Source organism: Massilia sp., assembly GCF_032106685.1.
In the GTDB taxonomy this organism is placed as follows: Bacteria; Pseudomonadota; Gammaproteobacteria; order Burkholderiales; family Burkholderiaceae_D; genus Telluria.
In genome coordinates this window covers 130,449-147,614 of record NZ_DAMCPG010000008.1, presented here as the reverse complement: position 1 = coordinate 147,614, position 17,166 = coordinate 130,449, and the positions used below count along the sequence as shown (strand labels likewise).

Genomic DNA, 17,166 nt, shown 5'->3' with positions numbered 1-17,166 from the left:
CGTGGCCCGTCCGCGCGGCGGCGCCTTCGATATCGGCGCTTACGAGTTCTAAGCCGGCAGGCTGGATGAACGAAGCCCCGCAGGCTGCAAGGCTTGCGGGGCTTTTATATTCCGGGCGCTGCGGAAAGAAGGGGGCGGGAAGCAGAAACAAAAACAGCAGCCATTGGCTGCTGTCTTCGTTGAATTCGTGGTCGGGGTGAGAGGATTCGAACCTCCGGCCTCTACGTCCCGAACGGGCTTTTCGTGCTTGAAACGATGTTCGCGGGTTAATTCGGTACATTATAAATCAATGACTTGCGCGTGTCTTCGCTCCGCTGCGCGAAGCTGCGTGCAGTGGCAATCAAGGCCTGTTTGCCACTGATTTGCCACTGGCTCGCCACTTCAAACCAGCCTGCAACATTGCGTTACAAAAATATTTCGGTCATCTGCGCGAAAAGCGCGTGATTTCCGATTGCCTTTACCTATACGAACGACCTGAACTACGGAGGTCCTTCATGACACTTCACCACGCACCCTTTACTCCGCTGTCGAAACAGGCCGTTGCCGACCTACTGGACATTTCCATCCGGTCCGTCGAGAACTGGATTAACGAAGGCATCCTGCCGGCGCCCGCGAAGCTGGGCAACCGCGTCTTCTGGCATCCGGATGCCTTCTACGGCTGGCTGTCCCAGCGTCTGCTCGAACCTGCCGTTGATGCGCAAAGCCTGGATGCGATAACCGTCGCGAGCAAGCCATGTAGTAAACAGTCTTATTCCGTCGCAGGCAGCCTGCGCGCCAGCACTGAACGCAAGCTGGCACGGCTGGAGGGCGGCGAATGAACACGACACCTCTGGACCAGTATAAGAGAGGGGAAGCGCCATGTCGTTGAAACCCCTGGACCTTGCCTGGGCGCTGTCTGCTCCCTTGCCGCCGCTCGACTTCGTGCTGCCCGGCCTGTTGCCTGGTACGTTCGGGCTGCTGGTCGCGCCGGGAGCGACGGGCAAATCGCAGCTGGCGCTCGACTTTGCCGCCTCCCTGGCTCTTGGCCGTCCGGTCGCCGGCGGACTGTTCCCGCCATCCTTGCCCGGCAAGGTAGTCTTCCTTGCGGGCGAAGAGTCTGAGCGCCTGCTTGCCGAGCGCGTCCGTTGCCTGCTGTCGCTGGATGAGCGAGGTTATCCTGACCTCTATCGCAACCTTGTACTGCTGCCGATGGCGGGCGAATCCTGCATCCTGGTTGCCGATGAAGGGACGACTGCGCTCTACGACGAACTCTGTGCGTTGGCCGACGGAGCTCGGCTCGTCATCATCGACCCGCTGCGCCGCATGCACGGCGGCGACGAAAATAGCAGCACCGACATGACGAACTTCGTCGTCGCAATGGAGAAGCTGGCCAAGGCCACCGGCGCCGCCGTGCTGGGCATTCACCATGCCAACCGGGCGTCTGCTGCCGATGTCGGCTCGCAGCATGCTGCGCGCGGCTCCAGCGCCTTAGTCGACGGCGCGCGCTGGCAACTGAACCTGTCACGGATGGACGAGAAGACTGCCACCCAGCACGCGATTTCCGATGCCGAGCGTGCGCACCACGTCGCGCTCGATTTCGCCAAGACCAACTACCTGCCTCCCCGACCGCGCTGCTGGCTCAAGCGCGGGCCGGGCGGTCGATTCCAACTCGCACAACTGTCGGCGCCGCGTACAAACACGCGGGCAGTCGGTGGCGCGCGCCTTTTAACCACCTGATAGACAGCCCCGGCATGCGCATGAGGACAACTATTGGGGATTTTGCAGAATAAGGACATTTTGAAGTAACGCACCGCCGGGGCACCAGCCCCGATGGATACCCCTACTATTTTTCAAGCCAGGCTTCCGCGCCGGCCATACTGTGCCAATGACCTCACCTGCGGACTTGTCGTCCGCCCGACTGCTACCGCCTTGCAGTTCAGGCATCTCCAGCCCAACGCACCGCTCGAAGTGGCCTGGCTGATTTTCGACCTTGACTTTCGAGGCGCCGCGTACGCGTGGGAAAAGGCCAATCTGCCGCCGCCGACGCTGACCGTCATCAATCCGGCGAATGCACACGCCCACCTGTTTTATGGCCTCGTGACGCCAGTTGCCATGAGCGATGCCGCGCGCGACGCGCCAATTCGCTACGCGGCGGCGGTGCAGCAAGCCTTCCTTGCGAAGCTGCGTGCCGACCCCGGCTACGCCGGTCTCATCGCGAAGACCCCGTGCCACGAAGCCTGGCGAACGCTATGGGTGCAACGGCTCTATGAGCTGGGCGAACTGGCCGAATACGTCGAGCTGCCCAAGCGCCGCGCGCCGCGTGAAGCGCTCGGGTTGGGGCGAAACTGCATGCTGTTCGATGCACTGCGCGCCTGGTCGTATCAGTGGATACGAGAGTACAAGCGCAATGGCGCCATGCCAGAGCATTGGCAGCGCGCCGTCCTTGGGCAAGCCGAAAAGCTCAACACCTTCACGCTGCCACTGTCATTTTCGGAAGTAAAGGCTGTGTCGAGAAGCGTGGCCAGGTGGACCTGGCGGCAGTTCAGCGATGAAAAATTCTCCGCCATTCAGTCCGCGCGTGGCAAGCGAGGCGGCCGGCCGGCCACGCGCACTGCCGAGGGCGAACCCTGGGCCGCGCAAGGCATTAGCCGGGCGACCTACTACCGGCGCTTGAAGAGTGGCCTGCTCGTCCCCGACACCGTTGCCTGAGACAAAAGCCATATCAGATAGCAGCGCCCTGGCCTCCAGCCAGGGTGATGCGCGTCGAACAAAGACCCGCAATGAAAAACCCCGCCGGGGTCGGTGACGCGTCCGGCGGGGCGCCCGGCGAGATTTGTGCCGGGACTTAGAATCAAGCTGTCGGAGCGGTACCGACCCAAGCCGCTCCCATAACTCAAGATGCAAATACTATGTCCTCGAATGAGTATAGCGACGGCTTGAACATGATGACGCTGTCAATTACATTCTTTTTCCAACCTGCTGTTGCAAGGTCACGGCACAGTCTGGCCTGGAACGCTGGCGTGCAGACGAATACGACCTTTGCCCAGCGCAAGCCCTCGTCCAGCAGCGCGGGACCGACAGGGCGCAGCATGTCGGCGCCTACCTGTGCGAGCCACCGGAGCAGCTGCGCATAATCCCGTGCATTCTTCCGGCTTTTATCTACCTCCACCCACCAAACCTGTTCGCCATAGCGCAGTAAGACGTCCGGTTTCTTGCCGGCGATGCCGGCATCGCCACCGAGCCAGCGATTCTGCGCAATCTCGCGCTCCGTGGACACCCGCAGGCCGGCGATGATGGCGCCGATGGCGATGTCGTTCGCAATGCTTCGGTGTCTGAATTGCGCGCTGCTGAAGCTGCGCACCAGGTCCTTGCCGGATGTCGCGGGCACGCCCAGGCGCTGCAAGCGTCGGGCCCCGGCCTCGGCAAGCGCATAAATCACGCTGCCATTCGGCGCCTGTCCGCGCAGCACCAGGCGCGCCTTAAAGAGCCGGAGCATGGTCCGTTGCGCCATTCTCAGCCCGGAAGCCGACGCTGCCGGTGGCTTAAAATCCGGCTCGCTGAGAGGGTGCGCTTTCCACCGTTGCCACACCAGTGCGGCCAGGTCGCGCGTGCGCAGCCAGCCGAAGCGGTGCAGGGCGCGCAGCACCCGTACTTCGTTGTCGTGGGCGATTGCCCGTCCGTCCTTCGCTTTCATAGGGTTATCTCTCCGTGATGTCGATAACCCGTATAGCGCCCGAACGCTGTTCGATTGCCCGTTCGCCGGGGAGCGAACAGGGGAGGCGAAGCCGCTCGCGCGGCAGGAGCACCACCGCCTTTACGCCAGACTGAACGTCTGGCCGGCGGTTCGGGCTTCTGGACGAAGCCCGTGCTCCCAACGGCGGGCGCCCCACGCTGTGCGTGGGCATCGTACTCACTCTGCCCCGCTGGACGCGTTGCCGACTCCGGCTGGCGCCTGCGGTCCGCGCTTCGCTTGACTCGACTACGATGCCCGCGCGCTGCCCGGGGCGCCGGGGCCATGCCCCCCACGAATCTGCCAGCCCGTCGGCGGGCTTCTGAACGCTGGGGCGTTCAGCGATTCGCGGCTCCCCCCAGGCAGCCCATCGACCCGGCTGGGGCCGGGCGCGATGGGCTGGGCGGCGGGCTGGACGCCCTTGCCCCACACCACGCGTGGCGTGTTGTGGCGCCCCTGCGTCACCGGCTCGTGGCCGGCGACTGCGCGACTGCGTCTTGCAAACCCGGCACCTCGGGCAAAGATGGCCAAATGGCCCGTGCCGCGTTGTATCGGACCATCGGCCTACGGCTGAAATTGGGTGATTCTGTTCGGAAATGATAAAGTTGCTGATTACTGAAAATGCAGAATTAACAGGTTTTTACATACCCATGAATCATCAAGCCCTGTCGTCCTTTATCTGGTCGGTCGCCGACCTCCTGCGCGGCGACTACAAGCAGTCCGAATACGGCCGCGTCATCCTGCCATTCACTGTGCTGCGCCGCTTGGACTGTGTGCTGGAGGCGACCAAGCCGGCCGTACTGGCCGAATTCGAGGCCAAGACCAAGGCCGGCCTGAATCCTGACCCGTTCCTGCGCCGCGCGTCCGGCAACCAGAGCTTCTACAACACGTCGCCACTGGACTTGGTCAAGCTGCTGGGCGACCAGGACCATATCCGCCAGAACCTGTACGCCTATGTCCAGGCATTCTCCCCGGCGGCGCGCGACATCTTCGAGCGCTTCGACTTCTACACACAGGTCGAGCGCCTGGCCAAGGCCAACCTGCTTTACCTCGTCACCGAAAAATTCGCCAACATCGACCTGCACCCCGAAGTGGTGGACAACGCCAGCATGGGCCTCGTGTTCGAGGAACTAATTCGGAAATTCGCCGAAATCTCGAACGAAACGGCCGGTGAGCACTTCACCCCGCGCGAAGTCATCCGCCTGATGGTGAACCTGCTGTTCATCGAAGATGACGATGTGCTGACGCCCGGCAGCGCCGTGGTGCGCACCATCTACGACCCCACGGCGGGCACCGGCGGCATGCTGTCGATTGCCGGTGAATATCTGTTGGAGCACAACCCGCAGGCGCGTCTCACCATGTTCGGCCAAGAGCTCAACGACGAGTCCTACGCCATCTGCAAAGCGGACATGCTCATCAAGGGCCAGCCGGTGGAGAACATCATCGCCGGCAATACGCTGTCCGACGACGGCCATGGTGGGCGCAAGTTCGACTACATGCTGTCCAATCCGCCGTTCGGGGTCGAGTGGAAAAAAGTGGAGAAGGCGGTGCGGCAGGAGCACGAGCAGAAGGGCTTCGACGGCCGCTTCGGCCCTGGCCTGCCGCGCGTCTCCGATGGTTCCATGCTGTTCCTGATGCACCTGCTGTCGAAGATGGCGCCGGTCGTCAATGGCGAAGGCGGCAGCCGCTTCGGCATCGTGCTCAATGGTTCGCCCCTGTTCACGGGCGGGGCCGGCAGCGGCGAGAGCGAAATCCGCCGCTACGTGCTGGAGAACGACCTGGTGGAGGCCATCGTCGGCCTGCCTACCGATATGTTTTACAACACCGGCATCGCGACCTACGTCTGGATTCTGTCGAACAAGAAGCCGACTGACCGTAAGGGCTTTGTGCAGCTCATTGACGCCAGCGGCTTCTGGCAAAAGATGCGCAAGAGCCTGGGCAGCAAGCGCAAGGAACTGAGCGACGAACATATCGCCACCGTCACGCGCCTGTTCGGCGACTTCATAGAGGCAGAGCTCGTCACCGTGTTCGACGCGGCCGGCGTCGCGTCGGGCGCGCCGCAACTCGTGACCGGCACCGACAACCTGCCTGCCGCACCCGAGGGAGGCAAGCTCAAGCGCGTGCCCATCTCGCGCATCTTCCGGAACGAGGAATTCGGCTACACCACCATTACCGTCGAGCGGCCCTTGCGCGACGAGGCCGGCAACCCGGTGCTGGGCGTGAAGGGCAAGCAGAAGGGCAAGCTCCAGCCAGACAGCGCGTTGCGAGATACCGAGAACGTGCCGTTGAGCGAGGACATCCAGGCTTACTTCGAGCGAGAGGTGCTGCCGCATGCGCCCGATGCATGGATTGATGCGGAGAAGAGCAAGGTAGGGTATGAAATTCCGTTCAACCGGCATTTCTATGTGTTTGAGCCGCCGCGCAGTTTGCATGCGATTGACGAGGAGCTGAAGGCGGTGTCGGCGAGCATCATGAAGATGCTTGAGGAGTTAGCGGAATGAGCTTGCCGAGATATGAAGAGTATAAAGACAGTGGTGTCGATTGGATTGGTAGCGTTCCAGCACATTGGGATATTGTCGCGCTAAAGCATTTGCTCGACATTCAGAACGGAGCAGACCACAAAAATGTAGAGCAGGCGGAAGGTTTTCCAGTAATTGGCTCAGGTGGGCAATTCGCATATGCGTCTACCTACCTGTACGATGGAGAGTCTGTCCTGCTCGGGCGGAAAGGCACGATTGATAAGCCTCTATACTTCAACGGTCCATTTTGGACTGTAGACACAATGTATTGGTCCAAGGTGCGTCCCGGAACGAACGGGCGCTATGCCTATTACGCAACGCTGACGATTCCTTTTGACTACTACTCGACAAATACGGCTTTGCCAAGCATGACGAAGGGTGCTTTGAGCACCCACTTGATAGCTCGCCCAACTCTGGACGAGCAATCCTCCATCGCCGCCTTCCTCGACCGCGAAACCGCCAAAATCGACGTCCTGATTGCTGAGCAGGAAAAGCTCATTGTCCTGCTGGCCGAAAAGCGCCAGGCCACCATCTCCCAAGGCGTCACCAAAGGCATCAACCCCAACGCCCCAATGAAGGATTCTGGCGTGGCGTGGCTAGGTGAAGTGCCGGTGCACTGGGACGTCGTCACCTTTCAGCGTTGTGTGTACGTCCAAGAAGGTCAAGTGAATCCAGAGGAAGAGCCATATCGCTCGATGTTGCTAATCGCGCCGAACCATATTGAATCTGGCACGGGGCGGCTACTGTATACAGAAACGGCACATGAACAGTCCGCAGAAAGCGGAAAGTATCTTTGCAATGCAGGAGATGTCATCTACAGCAAGATTCGGCCCGCCCTTCGTAAAGTTTGCATCGCCCCGGAAAATTGTCTTTGCAGTGCGGACATGTATCCTCTGCGAGGTACATCGAAGCTCTTAAATGTGTTCTTGAAGTGGTTCATATTGTCAGAGCCTTTCTCTGCTTTGGCTGAATTGGAGTCACAACGGGTGGCGATGCCAAAAATCAATCGTGAATCCTTGAAGGTAGTGTGGCTGGCCGTTCCTTCCCTGCAGGAACAAGAAGCTATTGACGCCTTCCTCAACGAGGAAACCGCCAAGCTAGATTTGCTAGCGGACGCTGCTAGCACAGCCATTAAGCTACTCACAGAACGCCGCTCTGCGCTTATTGCCGCCGCAGTCACCGGCCAAATCGACGTTCGAAGCATGATTTCGCAGGTCGCAGCCGAACGCCCGGAGGCCATCGCCGCATGAGCGACATCCAACTCTTCCGCCTGCATGGCACCAGCACTGTCACCGAACTCACCAGTCACGCCGCGCCACTGGAAAAGACCCTGCAATCCCTCATCGAGGGCCAAATGGAAACCTTCCTCGGCGTGCGCTTCCTTGCTAGCGAATACGCCACCGGCAAGACGCACCGTGGCCGTATCGACTCGCTGGGCCTGGACGAGAACGGCTGTCCGGTCATCGTCGAGTACAAGCGCCACAGCACGGAGAACGTCATTAACCAAGGGCTGTTCTACCTGGACTGGCTGCTGGACCACCAAGCCGAATTCCGCTGGCTCGTCATGGAGAAATTCGGCAAGGAGACCGCCCAGCACATCGAATGGAAAGGAACGCGCCTGCTGTGCATCGCGTCCGACTTCACCCGTTACGACCAGCACGCGGTCCAGCAGATACCGCGCAACATCGAACTCATCCGCTACAAGCTTTTCGGTGATGACCTGCTGCTTCTGGAACTGGTGAACGCGCAGAGCGTGGCGGATGCCACGGCTGTGAAGCCCACCGCAGCCGACGTTCCTCCCGTCGAACAGGAAGTGCCCAAGCCGCAGGGCAAGGACAAGTCGCTGGCCGAACAACTGGCGCTGGCCACACCGGATATTCGTGCACTGTACGAGCAGACCGCGTCGCTGCTGATGTCGCTAGGTGACGACGTGCAGCAGAAGTCGCTCAAGCTCTACACCGCGTTCCGACGGCTGAAGAACTTCGCCTGCGTCATCGTCTACCCGAACCGCCTGCTTGTCACGCTCAAGCTCGACCCCGACACGGTCGCGTTCGAGGAAGGCTTCAGCCGCGACGTCAGCCAGGTGGGCCATTGGGGCACGGGTGACGTGGAGCTGTGCCTGTTTGGGCCCCTTGACCTGCAAAAGGCACAGGCACTGCTGGAACGCAGTTATGCCGAGAATTGAAGGTCGTGCCAACGACATCCCAAAGTCAACCACCGAAACAAGCCATGCTGAAAACACGCTCACGCTCAAGAATTGCCCGCCTTAATTCTCGCCAGCGCAAGAAGCATCACGTCGCAGAATTTCAGGAGCTGGGCTTCACGCTGCTTATCCGCTTCCATCCCGCGCAGCCCGATGCCGAGTTCGACCAGTTCCTGGACTCGCTTATCGGAGTGGTCGAGCACCATCACTTGCTAGTCGGTGGAGTAGGCGGCAAGGCGCCAATCGAGGAAACGGATGGGTTTATCGTAGCCCAGCGCGGCTCGGTGTCCGCAGCCCAGCGCGATGCCCTGCTTGCATGGCTGCGCGCCCGGCCGGAGGTCAAGGAAGCAGAGGCCAGCGACTGGCAAGATGCCTGGTATGGATGGGAAGACTGAACATGAGCCAGAACCTGCACCAGGAACATCACTTCGAAACAGAAATCTGCGCCCATCTGGCTGCCAATGGCTGGCTGTACGAGCAAGGCGACGCTGCCCGCTTCGACCGCGCCAGTAGCCTGTTCCTTCCCGACCTGCTGACCTGGATTGAAGCAACCCAGCCCGACAGCTGGCAGCGTCTCTCCAAGACCCACGGCGCCGCGCTGCCCCAAGTGCTGGCCGACCGCATCCGCAAGAACATGAACGAGCGCGGCACGCTGGACGTGTTGCGCCGGGGCGTAGAGATGCTGGGCTTGCCGGCGCCGCTGGAGCTGGCGCAGTTCAAGCCGGCGCTGGCCATTAACCCCGCCATTCAGGCGAAATACGGCGCCAACCGTCTGCGCGTGGTGCGCCAGGTCTGCCATTCGCCCAACAATCCGAAGGCCGAGCTCGACCTGGTGCTGTTCCTGAACGGCGTCGCCGTCGCCACGGCGGAACTGAAGAGCAACTTCACCCAAAGCGTGCATGATGCGGTCGACCAGTACCGCGAAGACCGCCACCCTCAGCCCAAGGGCGGCGTGCTGGAGCCTTTGCTCGGTTTCCCGGGCGGTGCGCTGGTGCATTTCGCGGTGAGCCAATCCGAGGTTATGATGGCCACCCGGCTGGCGGGAACGGCCACGACCTTCCTGCCCTTCAACCGGGGCAACGCCGGCGGCGCGGGCAACGCGCCGAACCCCGACGGCTACGCCACGGCCTACCTGTGGGAAGAGGTCTGGGCTGTGGATAGCTGGCTGGACATTCTGCATCGCTACCTCATCTGCAAGCGCAATGACAAGAAGCAGCCGCAGGCGGTCATCTTCCCGCGCTACCACCAGCTCGACGCCACGCGCAAGCTGGTGGCCGATGTGCTGGACAAGGGCCCTGGCGAACGCTACCTGATTCAGCATTCGGCCGGCTCGGGCAAGACCAACTCGATTGCCTGGACGGCGCACTTCCTGGCCGACCTGCACGATGCGCAGCACAACAAGCTGTTCGACAGCGTGCTGGTGGTCAGCGACCGCACGGTGCTGGACGCCCAGCTTCAAGAAGCCATCTTCGATTTCGAGCGCACCACCGGCGTGGTGGCCACCATCACCAACGAACACGGCAGCAAGAGCGCCCAGCTCGGCCAGGCGCTCAAGGGCGGCAAGAAAATCATCGTCTGCACCATCCAGACCTTCCCGTTCGCCTTGCAGGCCGTGCAGGAACTGGCGGCCACCGAAGGCAAGCGCTTCGCTGTCATCGCCGACGAAGCTCACAGCTCGCAGACCGGCGAGGCGGCAGCCAAGCTCAAGCAATTACTGTCGGCGCAGGAGTGGGCCGACCTGCAAGATGGTGGCGAAGTGGACGCTGAAGCGTTGCTCGCGGCGCAGATGGAGGCGCGCGCCGGAGTGAAAGGCCTGACCTACGTGGCGTTCACCGCGACGCCCAAGGCCAAGACGCTGGAGCTATTCGGCCGCAAAGGGGCGGATGGCTTGCCGCAACCCTTCCACGTCTATTCGATGCGCCAGGCCATCGAGGAACGCTTCATCCTCGACGTGCTCAAGAATTACACCAGCTACAAGCTCGCCTTCAAGCTGGCGCATGATGGGCAGGAATGGGATGACAAGGCTGTCGAGCGCAGCACGGCGATGAAGGGCCTGATGCAATGGGTGCGGCTGCACCCCTACAACATCGCCAGCAAGGTACAAATCGTGGTGGAGCACTACCGCGAGAATGTTCAGCCGCTGCTCGAAGGGAAGGCCAAAGCGATGGTGGTGGTCGGCAGTCGCAAGGAGGCCGTGCGCTGGCAAAAGGCCATCCGCGCCTACGTCGCCAAGCAGAATTACCCGCTGGGCGTGCTGGTTGCGTTTTCCGGTGAGGTGGAGGATGTCGAAAGCTTCCCTGAGCCGGTGACCGAGACCAGCGAGGCATTGAATCCAGGCCTGCGAGGCAGGGACATCCGCGAGGTGTTCAAGGGACCGGATTTCCATATTTTGCTAGTGGCAAACAAGTTCCAGACCGGCTTCGACCAGCCGCTCTTGTGCGGCATGTACGTGGACAAAATACTCGGCGGTATCCAAGCCGTGCAAACGCTTTCGCGCTTGAACCGCTCGTATCCCGGCAAGGACGCCACCTATGTGCTCGACTTCGTGAACGAGCCGGCGGAAATCCTCAAGGCCTTCAAGACTTATTACGAGACCGCCGAAATGGAAGCGGTCACCGACCCGCACCTGGTCTACGACCTGCGCGCCAAGCTGGATTCGACCGGCTTCTACGATGACTACGAAGTGGACCGCGTCGCCAAAGTGGACCTGGACCCGAACGGCACGCAAAAGCAGCTCGACGCCGCTATCGCGCCCGTTGCTGACCGCTTGCTCAAGCGTTACAAGTCTGCCCAGAAGGACGTGACGCTGGCTGACGAGAGGCATGACGAGAAGGGCGCGCGTGCTGCTAAGGACCAAATGGATGCACTGCTGCTGTTCAAGAACGATATGGGGGCCTACACGCGCCTGTACTCCTTCCTGAGCCAGATTTTCGACTACGGCAATACGGACATTGAGAAGCGCTTCTTGTTCTACAAGCGCCTCGTTCCGTTGCTCGACTTCGGTCGCGAACGGGATACCGTGGACCTCAGCAAGGTCGTGCTGACCCACCATACCTTGAAGAGCCATGGCAAGCAGGCTATGGGGTTGAATGCCGACGGCAGCTACAAGCTGCCGCCCATGGACGCGGTGGGCAGTGGCAGCGTGCAGGAAAAACAGCAGGCCTATCTGAACGAAATCATCGAGAAGGTGAACGGATTGTTCGAGGGCGAGCTGACGGACGATGACCAGCTTGTGTATGTCAACGGTGTCCTCAAGGGCAAGTTGCTGGAAAACGAAACCTTGATGCGCCAAGCCGCCAGCAACAGTAAGGAGCAGTTCGCCAACTCGCCCGACCTCAAGGACGCCGTAATGCATGCCATTATGGATGCGCTAGACGCCCACCAGACTATGAGCACACAGGCGCTTGGTTCGGAACGTGTGCGCGAAGGCCTGCGCGACATCCTGCTTGGACCGGCCCAGCTTTACGAGGCGCTGCGTGCGAAATCAGGCCCTGGCGGCCCAGCGGCGCGGCCCTGAGAGGGCGCTGGCTCAAGATGCCCGCCATGCGCGAGCATCTTGAGCCGTGTACCTACGCAGTTCGCCGCTTGAAGTTGATATGAACGACGTTACCGCAGGAGCTTGACCGGGAAGTGCTGGCCAGTGCTGCCGGAACTGTGTCCGGTCCATGCGTAGCTTCATGTTCCTCCTGGTCGGGTTCGTCCGGCTCGGTCGCGTTCGTGGCAACGAGTTCCGTCAGTGTCACGTTGGCGCCTTTCCTGAGTCGCCGCATGCCGTGGTGAGTGGTCGTTTGCTCATCGTCCGCAAAGGCCGCGTCCAGACGCTTTGCAAGGCTCTGCGTGCACAGGTGGGCGTAACGCAGCAGCATGCGCACATCTCGATGGCCGCTGAAATGCTGGAGGTCCACTAGTGAGAAGCCGCCCCGAGTGTTGCTGCCGGCTTCAGCCATGCGGGAAATCGCTTCATGACGCAGGTCGTGCACCCGAAGTTCGGCGGTCCCGGTCAAACCCGCGTTCGCGCATATCCGTATCCATGCCTTGCGCAAGCCGTCGACGCTGACAGGGAATACGAAGTCGCCGTTGCGTGGAAGCTTGCGCAGCATCTCGACCAAGTCGCGGCGCAAGGGTAACTTTCGGGCGCGACCATTCTTTGTCTCCGGGAGGTAGGCAGTCTGCGTGTCTAGGTTGATGTTCGACCATTTCAGGTTCAGTGTTTCGCTGCGGCGTGCCGCGGTCATCAATTGAAACTGAATGAACGTCTCGAGCAGCGGCAGGTGGACGCGGGTAGTTTCGGCTTCACGCAGGTAATGCCGGCGTGCGTCCTTGATAATTTGCTTCCGGCCGTAGGTAGTCGCGGCGTTGTCCGCTTCCTGTCGCTCATCGTGCATCAGCTCTTCAAGGCGGCGGCCGATGGACTGTTCGCGGTCCTCATCGCGCGCGGCGTCCAGCAGTCGCGCTTCTTCATCAAGCGACAGTCGACGGTCGCGTTCATTGTAATAGCGCGGGCGGCGTACGCCATCCATCGGGTTCTTGAGGACGTGAATGCGCCAGGTGTCGATGGCAAGATGGCACACCGCCGAAAACAGGTCGATTTCCCGGTCCACGGTGGCCGGTGCGACGACCTGGCAGCGCTCGTCTATGTAGTCGGTGAAATCGTCGGGAACGACGGCGGCGAACGCCTTGCGGATGAACTTACCCGCTTCAGATGGCTGGCCGACGCGCGTCCCAGTAGCTTTGCGCATCTTCATGCTGGTGACTTTCGGATGTGGGGTGGGATGCATCGCCACGATGGTGGCGAGGTCCTCCCTAGGCAGGCCGGCATCTTCCAGCAGTGCGTTGATTTTGTAGCCTTCGACTTCAAAGCTCTTATGGCGGGGTGCTTCCTCGCGCAGGTAGCGGACCAGCAGGTCCGCCAGGCTCGCCTTCTGTCCACTGCCGTAGTCGATGAACAGGCCGCGCCGCAGTTCACTCTCGAGACGGTGTTTGACGTCGATGGCTTCCGCCTCACTGTGGGCGACAATGCATTGGTTCTTGCCGCCGACACTGCGGGTGCGGACAATGTAGTGGTCGTTCAGGCTGGTCAGGCGAGGTTTCAGCCCTTCGTCGCGCAGCTTCTGGACATATACTTGAATAGCCTTGTCAGCGCTGTAGGCGAATTGCTTAGTGAGGTCGTCACGGTTCTTGACGGTGACCTGGATGCGGGAACGGTTTTCGATGGATGCCATGATGGCGATGCTCCGTAGTTGTGGAACACCGTATAGCTCGAAAAGATATCCATGCCAGTGCAAAAAGAGTGAGTTGCCACTGATTTGCCACTAGACCATCCAGAATGCAAAACAGCGAGTTCATAACTCGCTGTTTTATAAAGGAATTCTGTGGTCGGGGTGAGAGGATTCGAACCTCCGGCCTCTACGTCCCGAACGTAGCGCTCTACCGGGCTAAGCTACACCCCGACGGGTTTGAGATCTCGGCGCCGAAATCTCGGGAAGGCATTACTATAGTTGTCTTAATGGTTCCTGTCAACAGCGAAGCTGCACAATTGCAGCAGGCTTTGCTTGTAGACGCTTTCCGGCAGGTCGGCGATGGCGTCGGCGGCGCGGCGCGCCGCGCTTTCGGCTTCGCGGCGGGTGTAGTCCAGCGCGCCGCTCGAGGTCACGGCCGACAGCACCGCGTCGAAATGCTGCTCGTCACCCTGTTCGATGCAGGTGCGCACCAGCTCGCGCTGCTGCGGCGTGCCGTGTTCCATCAGGTAGATCAGCGGCAGGGTAGGCTTGCCTTCGCGCAGGTCGTCGCCGACGTTCTTGCCGATCTCGGCGGCGTCGCCGGCGTAGTCGAGCACGTCGTCGATCAGCTGGAAGGCCGTGCCCAGCGAGCGGCCGTATTCGCCGGCGGCCTCGATCTGGCTCTCGCTGGCGCCGGCGATCAGGGCGCCCAGCTCGGCGGCGGCCTCGAACAGCTTGGCGGTCTTGGAACGGATCACGGTGAGGTAGCTCTCGTGGGTCACGTCCGGGTCGTGCATGTTCAGCAGTTGCAGCACTTCGCCTTCGGCGATGACGGTGGTGGCGCGCGACAGGATCTGCATCACGCGCATGTTGTCCAGGCTGGTCATCATCTCGAACGAGCGCGAATACAGGTAGTCGCCGACCAGCACCGAGGCGGCATTGCCGAACAGGGCGTTGGCGGTCTGGCGGCCGCGCCGCATCGAGGATTCGTCGACCACGTCGTCGTGCAGCAGGGTCGCGGTGTGGATGAATTCGACCACCGCCGCCAGTTCGTGGTGCGCCGTGCCGCGGTAGCCGTACGCGTTCGCCAGCAGCAGCACCAGCACCGGGCGGATACGCTTGCCGCCGGCGCCGATGATGTATTCGGAGATCTGGTTGACCAGGCTGACGTCGGATTGCAGGCGCTGGCGGATCACCGTGTTCACCGCCGCCATGTCGTCGGCGATCGTCTGGGTAAGTTTATTCTGTTGGGCGTATTGGGTAGCGGCGGACAAGGCGAACCTGCGATAAGTGTGCGTTGAGTGCGGCGATTATACGACAAGCATGCGTGCGCCGTGCCGTTTGCCCAACTGTATTAAAAAACCGTCATGTTTACGTCGTGGAATGTTGTCGTTGCCGAGGTGCCACAGTCACCAAGCGCCCATCCCGGCTTTTGACGCGTTGCGGCGAATTATGTATAATCCTCTGTTCCCCGGCATCAGACCAGCCCAGCGCCAGTCGCCGGCGGGAATTCTTTAAACATTTGATGAGGTTTCAATCATGTACGCGGTCATAAAAACCGGTGGCAAGCAATACAAAGTTGTCGCTGGCGAAAAACTCAAAGTAGAACAGATACCGGCAGACATTGGTTCCGAACTCACGATCGATCAGGTCCTCGCCGTTGGCGCGGGCGAAAGCATCAAGTTTGGTGCTCCGCTGGTCGAAGGTGCTACGGTTCTGGTGAAGGTCGTTTCCCACGGTCGCCACGACAAGGTCCGCATTTTCAAGATGCGCCGTCGTAAGCACTACCAGAAGCGTCAAGGCCACCGCCAGAACTTCACCGAAATCCAAGTGGTTTCGATCAACGGCTAATTGCCCGGTCTAATTTTCAAAGTCATCAAGGAGTACATCCATGGCACACAAAAAAGGCGGCGGCACTACCCGTAACGGCCGTGATTCAGAAAGCAAACGCCTCGGCGTGAAAGTGTACGGCGGCCAGGCGATCAACGCCGGCGGCATCATCGTGCGTCAGCGCGGCACCCAGGTTCGCCCGGGCGTCAACGTCGGCCTCGGCAAGGACCACACCCTGTTCGCCCTGGTGAACGGCACGGTCAAGTTCGTCAAGCAAGGCGTCGGTTCGAAGCAGTACGTCACCGTCGTCGCGAACGAAGCAGTCGCAGCTTAATCAGCTACGCAAAGCGCCGCCCAGCGGCGCATTTTTGTAAGGCGCAAGCCTTCCATCAAGAGGCTCTGCCCACGGTAGGGCCTTTTTAGCGCCTAACAAAGCACTCATGGCGGCGTCTCGCCGTACCAAGCGTACTGTCTGCGACAATGCGCCTTGCCCCGAGCGCTTTGTTAGGCGCTATCGTTTTTTTGGCGGTCATCATGAAGTTTATCGACGAAGCAAGAATTGAAGTCATCGCCGGCGACGGCGGCAACGGGTGCGCCTCGTTCCGCCGCGAGAAGTTCCGTCCCTTCGGCGGTCCGGACGGCGGCGACGGCGGCAAGGGCGGCTCGATCTGGGCGGTTGCCGATCGCAACATCAACACCCTGGTCGACTTTCGTTATTCGAAAGTGCACACCGCGCGCAACGGCGAAGCCGGCCGCGGCTCGGACTGCTACGGCAAGGGCGCGGAGGACGTGGTCCTGCGCATGCCGGTCGGCACGCTGATCGTCGATAACGTCAACGGCGAGATCATCGCCGACCTGACCGAACACGGCCAGACCGAACTGCTCGCCAAGGGCGGCGAGGGCGGCTGGGGCAACATCCACTTCAAGACCTCGACCAACCGCGCGCCGCGCCAGAAGACCGACGGCAAGGCGGGCGAGCGCCGCGAGCTGCGCCTGGAACTGAAGGTGCTGGCCGACGTCGGCCTCCTGGGCATGCCGAACGCCGGCAAGTCGACGTTCATCACGGCCGTCTCGAACGCCAAGCCGAAGATCGCCGACTATCCGTTCACGACCCTGCATCCGAACCTCGGCGTGGTGCGCGTCTCGCACGCGAAGAGCTTCGTCATCGCCGACATCCCGGGCCTGATCGAGGGCGCGGCCGAGGGCGCGGGCCTGGGCCACCAGTTCCTGCGCCACCTGTCGCGCACCGGCCTCTTGCTGCACATCGTCGACCTGGCGCCGTTCGAGGCGACGGTCGATCCGGTGAAGGAAGCCAAGGCCCTGATCAAGGAACTCGAGAAGTACGACGAGGACCTGCTGAACAAGCCGCGCTGGCTCGTGCTGAACAAGCTCGACATGCTGCCGGAAGAAGAGCGCAAGAAGAAGGTCAAGGACTTCCTGAAGAAGCTGGCGTGGAAGGGACCTGTCTTCGAGATCTCGGCCTTGAACCGCGAAGGCTGCCAGGAGCTGATCAACGCGATCTACCTGCATCTGGAAGAGAAGCGCGCGCTCGACGTGCGCGTGGACGAGACGACCCAGATGACCGAGGAAGCGCGCGGCATCAACTCGATCGACCCGGACGACCCCCGCTTCAAGATTCTCGAAGACTGAGGCGCCGATCATCAAGAAGGGCTTCAGCTTCACGCG

The 17,166-nt window shown here is 61.1% G+C and carries 15 protein-coding genes and 1 tRNA gene; 11 read left to right on the top strand and 5 right to left on the bottom strand.

What is annotated here, in order from left to right; all coding sequences use genetic code 11:
• Positions 1-280: hypothetical protein (locus RT688_RS07490; RefSeq protein WP_313704215.1), on the bottom strand; the 280-nt coding region annotated here is incomplete at its 3' end.
• A 214-nt stretch (positions 281-494) separates the two neighbouring features.
• Here RT688_RS07490 and RT688_RS07485 point away from each other — a divergent pair.
• From RT688_RS07485 to RT688_RS07475, 3 genes are all read left to right on the top strand, one after another.
• The gene (locus tag RT688_RS07485) at positions 495-818 is read left to right on the top strand and encodes a helix-turn-helix domain-containing protein (protein WP_313704214.1); all 324 of its coding nucleotides are present in this window, start codon (positions 495-497) and stop codon (positions 816-818) included.
• A 40-nt stretch (positions 819-858) separates the two neighbouring features.
• A complete protein-coding gene (locus RT688_RS07480; protein ID WP_313704213.1) occupies positions 859-1,716 on the top strand; it encodes a helicase RepA family protein in 858 nt (285 codons plus the stop codon).
• A 93-nt stretch (positions 1,717-1,809) separates the two neighbouring features.
• Positions 1,810-2,688 carry a replication initiation protein gene (locus RT688_RS07475; protein ID WP_313704212.1) on the top strand — a complete coding sequence of 293 codons (879 nt, stop codon included), beginning with the start codon at positions 1,810-1,812 and terminating at the stop codon, positions 2,686-2,688.
• Between the two features lie 184 nt (positions 2,689-2,872).
• Here RT688_RS07475 and RT688_RS07470 read toward each other — a convergent pair whose 3' ends face one another.
• Positions 2,873-3,673, bottom strand: coding sequence for a replication-relaxation family protein (locus tag RT688_RS07470; RefSeq protein ID WP_313704211.1), 801 nt, complete (start codon positions 3,671-3,673; stop codon positions 2,873-2,875).
• 686 nt (positions 3,674-4,359) lie between these two features.
• On the opposite strand from RT688_RS07470, the gene RT688_RS07465 reads away from it, so the two are divergent.
• From RT688_RS07465 to RT688_RS07445, 5 genes are read left to right on the top strand one after another with little or no spacing between them, the layout of a single operon-like run.
• On the top strand, positions 4,360-6,210 hold the full coding sequence (locus tag RT688_RS07465) for a class I SAM-dependent DNA methyltransferase (protein WP_313704210.1): 1,851 nt from the start codon (positions 4,360-4,362) through the stop codon (positions 6,208-6,210).
• The gene (locus RT688_RS07460) at positions 6,207-7,478 is read left to right on the top strand and encodes a restriction endonuclease subunit S (RefSeq protein ID WP_313704209.1); all 1,272 of its coding nucleotides are present in this window, start codon (positions 6,207-6,209) and stop codon (positions 7,476-7,478) included. The genes RT688_RS07465 and RT688_RS07460 overlap by 4 nt, the downstream gene beginning before the upstream one ends.
• Entirely contained in the window at positions 7,475-8,413 is a 939-nt protein-coding gene (locus RT688_RS07455) for a DUF5655 domain-containing protein (RefSeq protein WP_313704208.1), read from the top strand. The genes RT688_RS07460 and RT688_RS07455 overlap by 4 nt, the downstream gene beginning before the upstream one ends.
• 44 nt (positions 8,414-8,457) lie before the next feature.
• The gene (locus RT688_RS07450; RefSeq protein WP_313704207.1) at positions 8,458-8,826 is read left to right on the top strand and encodes a 50S ribosome-binding protein YggL; all 369 of its coding nucleotides are present in this window, start codon (positions 8,458-8,460) and stop codon (positions 8,824-8,826) included.
• Between the two features lie 2 nt (positions 8,827-8,828).
• Positions 8,829-11,948 (top strand): DEAD/DEAH box helicase family protein, encoded by a 3,120-nt coding sequence (locus RT688_RS07445; RefSeq protein WP_313704206.1) that lies wholly within the window; start codon positions 8,829-8,831, stop codon positions 11,946-11,948.
• A gap of 52 nt (positions 11,949-12,000) precedes the next feature.
• On the opposite strand, the gene RT688_RS07440 is transcribed toward RT688_RS07445, so the two are convergent.
• The 3 genes from RT688_RS07440 to ispB form a co-directional block, all read right to left on the bottom strand.
• Positions 12,001-13,653: a site-specific integrase gene (locus RT688_RS07440; protein ID WP_313704205.1), complete on the bottom strand. Its 1,653-nt coding sequence runs from the start codon at positions 13,651-13,653 to the stop codon at positions 12,001-12,003.
• 151 nt (positions 13,654-13,804) lie between these two features.
• Positions 13,805-13,881, bottom strand: a tRNA-Pro gene (locus tag RT688_RS07435).
• 53 nt (positions 13,882-13,934) lie between these two features.
• Complete coding sequence (gene ispB / locus RT688_RS07430) at positions 13,935-14,924, bottom strand: octaprenyl diphosphate synthase (RefSeq protein ID WP_313704204.1); 990 nt, start codon at positions 14,922-14,924, stop codon at positions 13,935-13,937.
• A gap of 265 nt (positions 14,925-15,189) precedes the next feature.
• On the opposite strand from ispB, the gene rplU reads away from it, so the two are divergent.
• The 3 genes from rplU (at position 15,190) to obgE (ending at position 17,130) form a co-directional block, all read left to right on the top strand.
• Positions 15,190-15,501: a 50S ribosomal protein L21 gene (rplU, locus tag RT688_RS07425; protein ID WP_082493710.1), complete on the top strand. Its 312-nt coding sequence runs from the start codon at positions 15,190-15,192 to the stop codon at positions 15,499-15,501.
• A gap of 40 nt (positions 15,502-15,541) precedes the next feature.
• Positions 15,542-15,814: a 50S ribosomal protein L27 gene (gene rpmA / locus RT688_RS07420; RefSeq protein ID WP_312551045.1), complete on the top strand. Its 273-nt coding sequence runs from the start codon at positions 15,542-15,544 to the stop codon at positions 15,812-15,814.
• A 200-nt stretch (positions 15,815-16,014) separates the two neighbouring features.
• On the top strand, positions 16,015-17,130 hold the full coding sequence (gene obgE, locus RT688_RS07415) for a GTPase ObgE (RefSeq protein WP_313704203.1): 1,116 nt from the start codon (positions 16,015-16,017) through the stop codon (positions 17,128-17,130).
• Positions 17,131-17,166: the final 36 nt, after the last annotated feature.